General features: G+C 43.7%; 11 protein-coding genes and 1 tRNA gene. 6 read left to right on the top strand and 6 right to left on the bottom strand.

Annotated features, from left to right (window positions below; all coding sequences use genetic code 11):
* The first annotated feature begins 589 nt into the window (after window positions 1-589).
* The 3 genes from LWP20_RS16970 to cphA all read left to right on the top strand — a co-directional run bounded on the left by LWP20_RS16970 (window position 590) and on the right by cphA (window position 4,413).
* Complete coding sequence (locus LWP20_RS16970; RefSeq protein WP_242929369.1) at window positions 590-1,132, top strand: DUF1697 domain-containing protein; 543 nt, start codon at window positions 590-592, stop codon at window positions 1,130-1,132.
* A 188-nt stretch (window positions 1,133-1,320) separates the two neighbouring features.
* Window positions 1,321-1,391, top strand: a tRNA-Cys gene (locus LWP20_RS16965).
* Window positions 1,392-1,785: 394 nt separating this feature from the next.
* Window positions 1,786-4,413: a cyanophycin synthetase gene (gene cphA, locus LWP20_RS16960; RefSeq protein WP_242929368.1), complete on the top strand. Its 2,628-nt coding sequence runs from the start codon at window positions 1,786-1,788 to the stop codon at window positions 4,411-4,413.
* 415 nt (window positions 4,414-4,828) lie between these two features.
* Here cphA and LWP20_RS16955 read toward each other — a convergent pair whose 3' ends face one another.
* The gene (locus LWP20_RS16955; RefSeq protein WP_242929367.1) at window positions 4,829-5,770 is read right to left on the bottom strand and encodes a DUF8428 domain-containing protein; all 942 of its coding nucleotides are present in this window, start codon (window positions 5,768-5,770) and stop codon (window positions 4,829-4,831) included.
* Window positions 5,771-5,876: 106 nt separating this feature from the next.
* On the opposite strand from LWP20_RS16955, the gene LWP20_RS16950 reads away from it, so the two are divergent.
* Entirely contained in the window at window positions 5,877-6,470 is a 594-nt protein-coding gene (locus LWP20_RS16950; protein WP_242929366.1) for a methyltransferase domain-containing protein, read from the top strand.
* Window positions 6,471-6,610: 140 nt separating this feature from the next.
* Window positions 6,611-7,420: a 3-deoxy-8-phosphooctulonate synthase gene (gene kdsA, locus LWP20_RS16945; RefSeq protein WP_242929365.1), complete on the top strand. Its 810-nt coding sequence runs from the start codon at window positions 6,611-6,613 to the stop codon at window positions 7,418-7,420.
* Window positions 7,421-7,491: 71 nt separating this feature from the next.
* Here kdsA and LWP20_RS16940 read toward each other — a convergent pair whose 3' ends face one another.
* Window positions 7,492-8,277, bottom strand: a complete 786-nt coding sequence (locus LWP20_RS16940) for an O-methyltransferase (RefSeq protein WP_242929364.1) — start codon at window positions 8,275-8,277, stop codon at window positions 7,492-7,494.
* A 156-nt stretch (window positions 8,278-8,433) separates the two neighbouring features.
* On the bottom strand, window positions 8,434-8,820 hold the full coding sequence (gene apaG, locus LWP20_RS16935; RefSeq protein ID WP_242929363.1) for a Co2+/Mg2+ efflux facilitator ApaG/CorD: 387 nt from the start codon (window positions 8,818-8,820) through the stop codon (window positions 8,434-8,436).
* A gap of 102 nt (window positions 8,821-8,922) precedes the next feature.
* On the opposite strand from apaG, the gene ung reads away from it, so the two are divergent.
* Window positions 8,923-9,585, top strand: coding sequence for a uracil-DNA glycosylase (gene ung / locus LWP20_RS16930; protein ID WP_242929362.1), 663 nt, complete (start codon window positions 8,923-8,925; stop codon window positions 9,583-9,585).
* 77 nt (window positions 9,586-9,662) lie between these two features.
* Here the strand turns inward: ung and LWP20_RS16925 are convergent, their stop codons facing one another.
* The 3 genes from LWP20_RS16925 to LWP20_RS16915 all read right to left on the bottom strand — a co-directional run bounded on the left by LWP20_RS16925 (window position 9,663) and on the right by LWP20_RS16915 (window position 11,858).
* Window positions 9,663-10,445 (bottom strand): LolA-like protein, encoded by a 783-nt coding sequence (locus tag LWP20_RS16925; RefSeq protein ID WP_242929361.1) that lies wholly within the window; start codon window positions 10,443-10,445, stop codon window positions 9,663-9,665.
* Between the two features lie 149 nt (window positions 10,446-10,594).
* Window positions 10,595-11,050: a DUF695 domain-containing protein gene (locus tag LWP20_RS16920; RefSeq protein ID WP_242929360.1), complete on the bottom strand. Its 456-nt coding sequence runs from the start codon at window positions 11,048-11,050 to the stop codon at window positions 10,595-10,597.
* A gap of 79 nt (window positions 11,051-11,129) precedes the next feature.
* Entirely contained in the window at window positions 11,130-11,858 is a 729-nt protein-coding gene (locus LWP20_RS16915; RefSeq protein WP_242929359.1) for a hypothetical protein, read from the bottom strand.
* Window positions 11,859-11,888: the final 30 nt, after the last annotated feature.

The following is an 11,888-nucleotide window of genomic DNA, read 5'->3' as shown; positions in this document are numbered from 1 at the left end:
TATAAATGGATTTAAAGGAATTGGCTAACAAAGAACTTGAGTTGTATTCTAAAGTAACCTCTTTAGAAGGTACAATAGAGTTCAAAGAAGGCTTTGTTTTAAAATCGAATATACCTCAAACATATAGGTTAATTCACCAGCAATAAGCCAAGCTTGCTAAATCAAATATAGAGGCATTAAAACGAGGTCTTTTTATCCAATGGTATGCCCTTGCAGAACCAGTTTGGCTAACTGGAATCTTAACTTTAGATGAGCAAGCGCAACATGAAATAATTTCGATTCTATGTGATAAGATTCTAAAAAAAGAGATTGATTCTGAACTCAATTGGATGCTGAACTACTATCTGGATTGGGATTGGGTTTTTCAGAAATATAAGGGATACACTGGTTTAGATAAAGCAATACAGGAAAGAGTAGATAATCTACCTTTACTGATTGATCCCAGTACTATGAAAGAACGAGGCCAAATGGGAATATATTGGAGTTCATTAAGCCTATGAAATCATCATAAGGCACGACACTATACAGGTACAATCTAGTTCGCCTTATTCAAAGCCAGTAAAAACCTTTATTTAAACTCTATCCAACTATGGCAACATACATTGCACTACTGCGCGGAATCAATGTCAGCGGCCAGAAGCAGATCAAAATGGCCGATCTGAAAGTGTGCCTCGAGGAAGCCGGACTGCAGAAAGTAAGAACCTATATACAGAGCGGTAACGTGGTTTTTGAACACGAAAGCTTTGAAATGCAGGTGCTAACTAATATAATAGAGCAAACCATACTAGAGCGTTTCGGTTTTGAAGTACACGTTATACTTACCAGCCCCTCTGAACTGGAAACTATCTTAACAGGTAATCCTTTTCTGAACGGGAGCCAAGAAGATACGAATCTTTTATACTTTACTTTTCTTTCTGAAGAACCAGCTCAGGCAAACATAGAGGCCTTGAGCAAGTATGATTACAGCCCTGAGGCCTATAGTATAAATGGCAAGCTCCTGTATTTTTTTGCGGCCAATGGTTATGGAAAAGCGAAGATGAACAACAACTTCATCGAAAGTAAACTAAAGCTGAAAGCAACCACCCGCAACTGGAATACTATAAACAAGCTAGTAGAGATTGCGCAGCAGTAGATCAATAATTTTTGCAGATAATCTTTTGCTCATGTATAAGAATAAACTATCTGAAACACTTGTAGATAGCCTGTTTAAGCCTCTTTTTACCGCAGCGGCAAACCTTACTTTTGTTAATTCTTTTTAAAAAACATGTCCTTATAGTTTGACAAACATACTTCTGTTTGTATATTTGCACTCCTAATCATGGTAACGTGGCCGAGTGGCTAGGCTCAGCTCTGCAAAAGCTGCTACAGCGGTTCGAATCCGCTCGTTACCTCTTATTAAGTATAAAAGCCCCATCAACCTATAAAGTTGGTGGGGCTTTTTCGTTTCCTGCTTTTTCCTTCTCCATGCCTGCATTGTGCGAGGCCATAAAGTTGCTGCTGAGTCTGAATAAGTTACAAAAGCAGGTAATTAATTATAGTTGCGCTCTAATCTTTTCGTGCAATTTTCCGTATGCCAACCTGATTGATAAACTGCTGCACATATGCAGAGATCTGGTTAATAAAACTATTAAGGATATTGAAGCACAGCGGCAAATACAAGGCAATTGGCTGAAGCAAGTATAAAAATCCACACAATTTATACTTTGGCAACGGCACTGTGCTGACTCAGTAATATCAAATCAATTTCAAAAGAGCACAAACGAATAGCATACGCTTTACGCACAGATGAAAATCATAGAAATGCGCATTATGCGCGGACCAAACTACTGGTCGGTTACCCATCCGAAGATTATCGTACTTAAGCTGGCTCTGGAAGAGCTGAAAAATAAACTCACCAGCGATTTCCCTCAGTTTTATCAGCGCCTAGAAAAGCTTTTTCCGGGCCTGCAGGCGCACCGTGCTTCAGAAGGCATAGAAGGCGGCTTTATGAAGCAGGTACAGGACGGTACAACATTTGCCCACGTGGTAGAACACATTGCCCTGGAGCTACAAACAATGGCCGGTATGGATTGTGGTTTTGGCCGCTGCTATCCGGCACGTGAGCCGGGCGCCATGTATGTTATCTTTTCTTACCAGGAAGAACGTGCGGGAGAGTATGCAGCACATGCCGCCATACGCATTACAGAAGCACTGGCAAAAGGCGAGAAGTATAAACTCAATGATGATATAGATAGGCTGCACCAGATCCGGGAAGACGAGTATTTCGGGCCAAGTACCTATTCTATAGTTTCGGAAGCAGTGAGCCGCGGTATACCATATATTCGCCTTAACCGCCATTCGCTTATACAACTGGGTTACGGAGTGCATCAGAAACGCATACAAGCCACCATGACCTGCAGTACGGCCTGCTTTGCCGTAGAAATTGCCGGCGATAAAAACGCAACAAAAGACCTGCTGGAAGAAGCCGGTATACCTGTACCTAAAGGCACCACCGTTTATACCCAGGACGAGCTGAAGCGCGCTGCTGAATGGCTGGGTTACCCACTTGTTACAAAGCCGCTGGATGGCAACCACGGCAAAGGAGCAAGTATAAATATCTCCAACTGGAAAGATGCTCAGAAAGGCTTTGTAGAGGCTAAGAAGTTCTCATCTGCAGTAATGGTAGAGCAGTTTATAGAAGGCTTCGATTTCAGACTGCTTGTGATAAACGGCAAGTTTGTGGCGGCCGCCAAGCGCACGCCTGCCATGGTTACCGGCGATGGCGTATCAAGTATAAAACAACTGATTGACCGCGAAAATAAAGACCCACGCCGGGGTGTTGGCCACGAAAAGGTGCTTACCCGCATAACAATTGATAAACAAACGCAAAATATTTTAAAGTCTCAAGGGCTTACTAGTCAGTCAGTTTTGGCTGCCGGCGAGGTATTGTTCCTGAAAAGTACAGCTAACATAAGTACTGGGGGCACTGCTACCGACGTTACAGACCTGGTGGACCCTTACAACATACTTATGGCTGAGCGCATTGCCGGGCTGGTTGGGCTTGATATATGCGGCATCGATGTGATGACGACAGACATTGCCATTCCGCTGAACGAAACCCGCGGTGCGGTACTGGAAGTGAATGCTGCGCCTGGTTTCAGGATGCATATTTCTCCTACCTATGGCTTGCCACGTAACGTAGCCGAGCCGGTAGTAGACATGCTTTTCCCGCATAATAAGCCTTCGCGCATTCCTATTATTGCGGTAACCGGTACCAATGGTAAAACCACAACCACGCGCCTTATAGCGCACATGGTAAAGAACAAAGGCTACCAGGTAGGTTATACCACTACCGATGGCATTTACATACAGGATAAGTTACTGGAGAAAGGGGATACCACAGGTGCCATGAGTGCTGAGTTCGTGCTCCGCGACCCAACGGTAAACTTTGCCGTGCTGGAGTGCGCCCGCGGCGGCTTGCTGCGTTCTGGCTTAGGTTTCCAGCAGTGCGACATTGGTATTGTTACGAACGTATCTGCTGACCACTTGGGGCTCCGCGATATCCATACATTGGAAGAGCTGGCACAGGTAAAAGCGGTGATACCAAAGAGTGTGAGCAAAGACGGCTATGCTGTGCTGAATGCCGACGATGACCTGGTGTATGCTATGGCAGAAGGCCTGCAATGCAAAGTAGCATTCTTTAGTATGGATGAGAATAACCCGCGTATTCTGAAGCATATTGCAAAAGGTGGGCTGGCCGCAGTATTTGAAAACGGATACATCTCTATTTTCAAGAACAGTTATAAGATCCGTATTGACCGTGTGGCCGATGTGCCGCTTACTTTTGGTGGCCGCGCCAAATTTAACATAGAGAACATACTTGCTGCTACGCTGGCGGGGTATATCTCACACTTCGAGATCGAGGATATCAAGTCGTCGTTGCGCACGTTTGTGCCATCGCCGGCTAAAACACCAGGTCGTATGAACCTGTTCAAATTCCCTGAGTTTGAAGTTCTGATAGACTATGCTCATAATGTGGGCGGTTTAAAAGCGATTGGTGCTTTCATGCAGGATCTCGAAGTATCTAAAAAAGTAGGTATAGTAGCAGGTGTAGGCGATAGAAGAACCGAGGATTTTTATGAACTGGGCCAGGTTGCCGGGGAAATATTCGATGAGATAATCGTGCGCCTGGATACGGATCTGCGCGGTAAAACGGCCGAAGAGATAACGCTGCCACTGATGCACGGCATTGAGGATGTAGCGCCACATAAACACGTGAAACTGATTCCGGAAGAAATGCGTGCCATAGCGCATGCACTTGAGAACGCCGAGCAGGATTCCTTTATAGCCATCTTTACCGAAGACATTGCAGAAGCCGTGAAGATGGTAGAAAACTTCAAACTGTTGCAGGACAGAAAAGTACTTGTTGATTAAATTTCGGCATAAACGCCGGAGCTATTTTACATGTGAACGATGGACTAAAGCCCCTACCTTGTGGTAAGGGCTTTTTTTATTGTTCTGCCTGCCGGTACTGGAAAGTCACTTTTATAAAGTATACCTGTATGCGTAAGGCAAATTATGTTGCTGTTTTACAGGATAATTTACCCACCCCTAGCCCCTCCGAGGAGGGGAATGCCTTGCGCTAATAAAATTCCCCTCCTTGGAGGGGCTAGGGGTGGGTTTACTTCAATAGATAATCTGCGGTAAGTATAATCGCGTTACTTGAGTCAAGGAGGTAGATCAACTTCATTATTCTTACTACTAAGTCAACAGACTTGGAACAAACAGGTACAAAACAAAAAAGCCCATGCTGCTGCACGGGCTTTATACTTAGGGTATTTTATACTTTCTATTTCAGTACAAAAGTGGTTCTTCCTATCAGGTAGCCTTCTGCATAAAGTTCTATAGTATGCTGGCCTTTTTTGTAATCGGCGTCTTTATCGTACACCATGCTCAGTTGCTGCTGCGTGTTGTCAAAAACAAAATCGCGTTTGGTAGTATAGTACATGTTTTCACCATCAATCTCGAAAGAACCTGAACCAGTGGAAAGGTTATAAAGTGCAGCGCCATCCGGCTCTATTAAGCGCATATAAATCGTTTTAGGCTCTTTCTGTGCTACTTCGTTCTTAGCCAGTTTAAATGCTACTCTTATTTTATCTACACGCTTGGCTCTGAACTCGTTATCATTGTCTTCTTTTTCTTTGCCGCGGCCGTTAATAACATTCACTACCAGGTTCTGAGCTTCCAGCCTAGATGCTACTTTTACTTTTGCAGACAGGTCCTGGTTAGTGGTTTTCATGGTAGTAAGGCTATCGCTAAGCTTGTTCTGTGTTGTTTTCAACGATGTATTTTCGGTGAAAAGCACTTCGTTGTCCTCCTTAAGCTTGACAATTTCCTTGTCTTTCTGCTTTAACTGCTGCTCAAATGCATTTGCTCTGTCCTGGAAGCGGCGCTGGTCGGCAAGGCTGAAGCTTTTTGTTCTGAAGCCACGCAGCTCGCCAAGGTCGGCGGTAATGGCTGCAATTTTAGCCTCCAGCGAATCGTTTTCGAGGCCCATTGCCTGCAATTCCTGGCTCTGGCGCTCGAAATCTGCTTTCAGGGCTTCGTATACTTTAATCTGATTTTCTAACTCATTGTTCTTTACGCGTATAACCTCTGCCTGCTCCTCTGTTTTTTCTTTCTTCTGGTAATTCATGTAAAGCAGAATACCGTTTATACTGATGAGTATGACCAGGAGGCCGCCTATCAAAAGTTTGCGGTTGCCTCTTTGTTCAGAAGTGTTAGGTGACATAGTTTATAGTTTTGTTGTATACGCTGGTTTGAAATATCCCTGAAATTAGAAATATGGCAAAAGTGTTAGAATCAAATATAAGACTTTTGCATTAAAATTGTAATCTATGAAACAAGAATTTGATGCTGCTTACTGGCAGAACCGCTACCAACTCGGGCAAACCGGATGGGATGCCGGCACCGTAACGCCTCCACTTAAAGCTTATTTCGACCAGATGCCAAACCACCATCAGCGCATACTTATACCCGGTTGTGGCAATGCTTACGAAGCAGAGTACCTGCACCTGATCGGGTTTAAAAATGTATACCTGGCAGATATTGCCGAAGCGCCCTTAGAGAACTTTGCTGCCCGCGTACCCGACTTTCCCAAAGAACATCTATTGCACCAGGATTTTTTTGAACTAGAAGGCCCTTTTGACCTTATAGTTGAACAAACTTTCTTCTGTGCCCTGGCTCCAAGTCTGCGTGCCCGTTATGCCGAGCAGTGCGCAAAGCTTCTGGCGCCTAAAGGTAAACTTGTCGGCCTTTTATTCGATACCATATTCGAGCAGCCCGGGCCGCCATTTGGTGGTAACAGGCACGAATACCGCATCTACTTTGAGCCATACTTCAACTTTCTGCACTTCGATACCGCTTACAATTCGCTGCAGCCAAGGCAGGGAAAGGAGTTGTTTATACTACTGCAAAAGAAAGAAGTTTAAATCAGGAGCCGAAAAGTATTATCAAAACGAATTTGCCTGCTTGCTAAGTATAAACCATACTTGCAACGTAATTCGGAACTCGTAATTCCTCTTGTTATCTTTGCACTGCTTTTACAAAGTATAAATAAGTATAAACTACCATGTTCGAGATACCAAAACTAAAGTATACAGACTCCGGAAACTTCTTTTTGCTGGCCGGCCCATGCGCTATAGAAGGCGAAGAAATGGCCATGCAGATTGCTGAGCGCCTGAAAGATATTACAGACAGATTGCAGATTCCGCTTATTTTTAAAGGTTCTTACCGCAAGGCAAACCGCTCGCGCCTGGATTCTTTTACAGGTATAGGCGACGAAAAAGCGTTGCGTATACTTCAGAAAGTAAGCCAGGCTTTTGATGTGCCAACGGTTACGGATATACATGAATCGGATGAGGCTGCTATGGCCGCCGAGTATGTGGACGTGTTGCAGATTCCGGCTTTCCTGTGCCGCCAGACAGACCTGTTGGTAGCTGCTGCTAAAACAGGCAAGGTGGTTAACATTAAAAAAGGCCAGTTCCTTTCCGGCGATGCCATGCGTTTTGCTGTAGATAAAGTTCGCGAATCCGGCAACGATAAGGTTATACTTACCGACCGTGGCAACAGTTTTGGCTATTCTGACCTGGTAGTGGATTACCGTAACATACCTGAGATGCAGGCCACCGGCGTGCCTGTGGTAATGGATATAACGCACTCGCTGCAGCAGCCAAACCAAAGCTCTGGTGTTACAGGGGGCAAACCAGCCCTGATCGAAACTATTGCCAAAGCTGCAATTGCAGTAGGAGCAGATGGTTTGTTCATCGAAACACACCCACAGCCAAGTATAGCTAAATCAGACGGGGCAAATATGTTACCGTTAGATCAGTTGGAAGGCTTAATGCAGAAACTTATCCGTATCCGACAGGCAATTAGATAGATATTAGTTTTAGTACTTAGATGTTAGATTATAGGAATGGATACTAACTTCTGATCTCTAAGTACTAACTTCTAAAATGCTAGAGTAAAATGCTCTTTGGGTTGGGTTTTACGGAAGAAAACCAGGCCGATGAAAAATAAATCTAAAGTTTGAAGCACCTCCGGGTGCTTTTTTATTTCCTGCCATGCGCGCTTCATTTCCGCAGACCAATAGATATCATCGAGCACAAATAAAGTGTTTTCATGGGCTTTGGCCAGGCACTGCTCAAAATAGCGCATGGTGGGCTCGTAGCGGTGGTTGCCATCAAAGAATACAAAGTCCAGTTGCTCCAGATGCTGCAGCTGTTTTTGCAGAGTTTCATCCAGGTTTCCTTCAATCAGCTGCACATTTTTTAAACCCAGGCTTTTAAGGTTTACACGGGCAGCCTGCGCTATGGCAGGGCAACCCTCAAAAGTATAAACCTGGCCTTTATTTCTTGCTTCGGCCAGGTAAGCGGTTGTTATGCCCAGCGAGGTGCCCAACTCGAGTATAGTTTTCGGCTGAAAATGATTAACCAGCCGGAAAAGCAACTTGCCATACTTTGGCGGCTTAGCCGAGGTATGCGCAATCGATTTTATACTTCGCGTACGCTTGTTTATACTTTTAGAGCCAGCCCCAAAATCGGTAACCTGCAGTTTCCGGTTATCCTGTTTCAGTTTTTTACGGAGCGCCTCTACCCGGTTATAAGCCTGGTAATTGCCGTTATGTTGAATTACGTTGTGGTAAAGCTCAAACAGGAAAGGGGAGTGCACGCCATGCAGTTTAAAAGATCTTAGCCTGTAAAGCACATAATCGGCTGCAATTCGGAAGGGTAGCACTTGCTGTATAGTAGATGTTAGAATTAAGACAATAGATTTCTTCCTGAAGATGATCTCAGGTATAAGACAATACGGGCAGGCGAATTAATGATTTTGTAAAATATCTGCTACCATGCGTAACCAGATCAGCCTTAAATTAAAGTATAAATCAAGCAATTAATTCAGTTTATAAGGCACTATCAGTACAAACTCAGGTATAGTTACCTTAAACTGTTTGCCATCTACCATACGCTCCATTAGGTATGTGCCGCGCATTTTACCCATGCCGGTTTTCAGGTTGCAGCCCGATACGTATTCATGCGATTCGCCCGGCTCCAGAACCGGTTGCTGGCCAACTACGCCTTCGCCTTCAACTTCGCGCACCACGCCGGTAGCATCGTGTATGTACCAGTGGCGGCGCAATAATTTTACGGTAAACTCACTGTTATTTTCTATACTTATCTTGTAAGCAAATACAAAGTGTTGCTGTACCGGACTGGAATAGTCTGGAAGGTAATTAGTAGTAACCGTTACTTTTACACCTTCTGTTGTTTTTGTATCCATGTTACAGAGTTTTTTGTATAATTAGAAACCGTTTCAGGAAGTTTCTGTTTCACTAACCAAGCAGGTATCCTGATTCCTTAACACAAATCCCCACACAAACTCATGAACGTAAAGATAGAAGAAAGCTGGCAAAATGTGCTACAAGATGAATTCGAAAAACCGTATTTCAAGAATCTTGTGTCTTTTGTTAAAGACGAATACAGTTCTCAAAAAGTTTACCCGCCGGGCAACCAGATTTTTAATGCTTTCGAGATGTGCCCCTTTGAGGATGTAAAAGTAGTTATTTTAGGCCAGGACCCTTACCACGGCCCTAATCAGGCAAATGGTTTGGCTTTTTCAGTGAAAGATGAAGTTCGTGTGCCGCCATCGCTGTTGAATATTTTTAAGGAGATAAAAAGCGACCTTGGCAAGGATATGCCCACAACCGGAAACCTGGAGCGCTGGGCCAAACAAGGCGTTTTACTCCTGAACGCTACACTTACGGTTAGGGCAGCCAACGCCGGTTCGCACCAGAAAAAGGGCTGGGAGGAGTTTACAGATGCCGTGGTAAAAAAAGTGAATGACCTGAAAGAAGGGGTAGTGTTTATGCTTTGGGGTGCCTACGCACAAAAGAAAGGCGCTTTTATAGACAGGAAAAAACACCTGGTATTGGAGGCAGCGCATCCGTCGCCTTTTGCCGCCGACCGTGGCTTTTTTGGCACCCGCCATTTCAGTAAGGCAAACGCTTATTTAGTAGCACATGGCAAAGAGCCTATAGAGTGGTAAGTATACTTTACTTAAACGAAAACAGCCTGTGTAGATTTAATGCTGCACAGGCTGTTTTTTTTTTAATTTATACTTGCTTACCACCTGGCAGTGGCAAAATTCGCAGGCTCGAATATACTTTTGTCGGTAGTTTTCGGGAATGAAATGTTAAAGTATTCTTCTTTCAGCGTTAGTTTTCCTTCTGTCTTAAAAAGAATCTCAGTGGCTACCCAGTAGTTTTGCATCTGCTTGTAGTTATTTATTTCCACATCGCGGGGCACACCTTTATTGTTGGTAAGCACGCGCACCACATATAGCCGCTCTTTATCTACCCAAAACTGGCTGGCGCTGGTATTTTCAGGGTCAGTAGTACCAATTACATAAGCATCTCTGCCTTGCCATTTGGCTTCGGTAACTTTGCTCAGGTCGAAGTTCAGTTCTTTTAACTTGGCTACAGTTGTTTCGGGGGAGTAGAAGTATATATCGAAGCTAAGCAGCACCAGCGGGTGAATGGTATGTTGCTTTCCCTGAAGCTGGTTATTCTTAAAGTTGTATACCGAATCAGCTTTAAAAACAACGCCATTGCCGCTCTCGAAGCCATTAAACCGGATGTGCAGGTTACCCGGTTGGCTGTAAATTTCCTGCCATACTTCCTCTTTGGTTACCACATCGTCTTTGTAAAAAATGGCCTTCTGCTCGAACGCAAAGTTCGGGTACCACTTGTTTTGCCAGCGCTTATACATGGCCTGCACTACTTCTGTTCCGTCTTTAGGCTTGGTTGCCTGCAGCGTTTTACTGCCAGTACAGGAGAGGGCTAAAATAGTAAGCGAAGCGAATAATGCGGTGTAAATACCGCTGCGGGTGAAGATGCTTTTGATCATAGTTTTAGGTTTATAGTTGCAGCCGAAAGTTAAATATATTAATTCAGCAAAACCTATACTTTCTGAAATTGACAGGTATGTATATACTTAACTATGTAGTTGAGGTATGGCCGTAGCCTATCTTTTGCACTTTGTAATGTGCTTAGCTTTTAATATTCTTTAAGATGCCACTCCGTCATCTTCCAGTCTTCGTCGTCGTCCATTCTGTAGTCGAATTGCCTTGGAGTATTACCTCCTTTAATTATTTGCTGGATGTCATTATTAGCTATTTCAGGATCAAATACTCTCCATATTAGCTCACGGGTTTCGTTCCAGGTAATTCTGGCGAGAAACAGGGCGTTGGGTTTTTCTTTGTTTGGCCCTTTTATTAACGCATCAAGTTTATCCCCAAATTCATCTACTATTTCTTGTTCCTGTGGAGAAGGCATTCCATTTTCTGCTAAATCCTCTAATTCTAACATTATAGAAAGATGCCATGAAAAAACTTGCTTTGGTTCAAAATCACGTAAGGCGGAGTTAATAACCGCAACACCCGGCAAGTCTTCTTGTTCAAATTCAAGTATGGAATATTCTTCTTCTGGAATGATCACTTTGAACTTTTTCATAATAATGTATTGCAGATAACGTATTGGTATAGCATATGGCAAGGCGTAGCCGAAGCATGACTGCTATACTTGGTTGGGGCTAGTTCTTTATTCTCAAATACTTTTTTATGTCCGAGTACTTGTACTTCAATTCAATTACTGGTGTCAAATTCTTGATAGCGTTCGGCAAATAGCAAGTCTCAACAATCTCTAAATAGTTCTGGTGTAGAGCAAACCTTGTAAGTTCAGACGATCTTTCGCAGTCATTGTAGTGTTCAAGTGCCCAGTCATATGTTGCTGAGTCAAGCCCTGACTCCTTGTCAACAAGCATTTCTTTAAGCTCTTTTCTCTGTTGCTCATATTGAGCCTTCTTTTGTTTCAACACTAGCTCCTTAAAGTTTCCTTTGGTATCAACCACATCACCTAAATCCAAAGCCTTACCTGTCAACGTGGAGTAGTTGAAGTATTCTGTCCAGCTGGTGCAATAGGCTCCGCAACCTTCGGCACTTATATTAAGAGAGAGTATTCCTCGCTTGTTGTAGGTAACCTGAAAGTCAAGGTACACTATTCCTTCAGCTGCCCAATCAGCGATCGTTGAATCCATGGAAGCTTCGGGATATTCGTTGTGGGTGAGCTTGTTTTTTATATCATGGTTTATCAACAAGTCTATTCTTGAGTCACCTGTCCGCACAACTGGGTAATTGTTCCTTTCAGATTGTAAGTCTACAAAGCGTGGAGACAATGACACCTTTAGTGTGTCTATCTGTACACCTTGCCCGAAGGAGCTCAAAGCAACAAATAGTAGAAGTATAGTTATTATCTTGTTCATTTGAATTTGTCCCAACTAGCAGCTAGCAGG

This window comes from Pontibacter vulgaris (assembly GCF_022758145.1).
GTDB classification, from domain to species: Bacteria; Bacteroidota; Bacteroidia; order Cytophagales; family Hymenobacteraceae; genus Pontibacter; species Pontibacter vulgaris.
This window is presented reverse-complemented; position numbering and strand designations above follow the sequence as displayed.

Excerpts from the sequence above, each read along its gene's own strand:
- apaG (WP_242929363.1), bottom strand. The coding sequence starts at position 8,820 with ATGGATACAAAAACAACAGAAGGTGTAAAAGTAACGGTTACTACTAAT.
- kdsA (WP_242929365.1), top strand. The coding sequence starts at position 6,611 with ATGTTCGAGATACCAAAACTAAAGTATACAGACTCCGGAAACTTCTTT.
- LWP20_RS16970 (WP_242929369.1), top strand. The coding sequence starts at position 590 with ATGGCAACATACATTGCACTACTGCGCGGAATCAATGTCAGCGGCCAG.
- ung (WP_242929362.1), top strand. The coding sequence starts at position 8,923 with ATGAACGTAAAGATAGAAGAAAGCTGGCAAAATGTGCTACAAGATGAA.
- cphA (WP_242929368.1), top strand. The coding sequence starts at position 1,786 with ATGAAAATCATAGAAATGCGCATTATGCGCGGACCAAACTACTGGTCG.
- LWP20_RS16950 (WP_242929366.1), top strand. The coding sequence starts at position 5,877 with ATGAAACAAGAATTTGATGCTGCTTACTGGCAGAACCGCTACCAACTC.
- LWP20_RS16925 (WP_242929361.1), bottom strand. The coding sequence starts at position 10,445 with ATGATCAAAAGCATCTTCACCCGCAGCGGTATTTACACCGCATTATTC.
- LWP20_RS16915 (WP_242929359.1), bottom strand. The coding sequence starts at position 11,858 with ATGAACAAGATAATAACTATACTTCTACTATTTGTTGCTTTGAGCTCC.
- LWP20_RS16920 (WP_242929360.1), bottom strand. The coding sequence starts at position 11,050 with ATGAAAAAGTTCAAAGTGATCATTCCAGAAGAAGAATATTCCATACTT.
- LWP20_RS16955 (WP_242929367.1), bottom strand. The coding sequence starts at position 5,770 with ATGTCACCTAACACTTCTGAACAAAGAGGCAACCGCAAACTTTTGATA.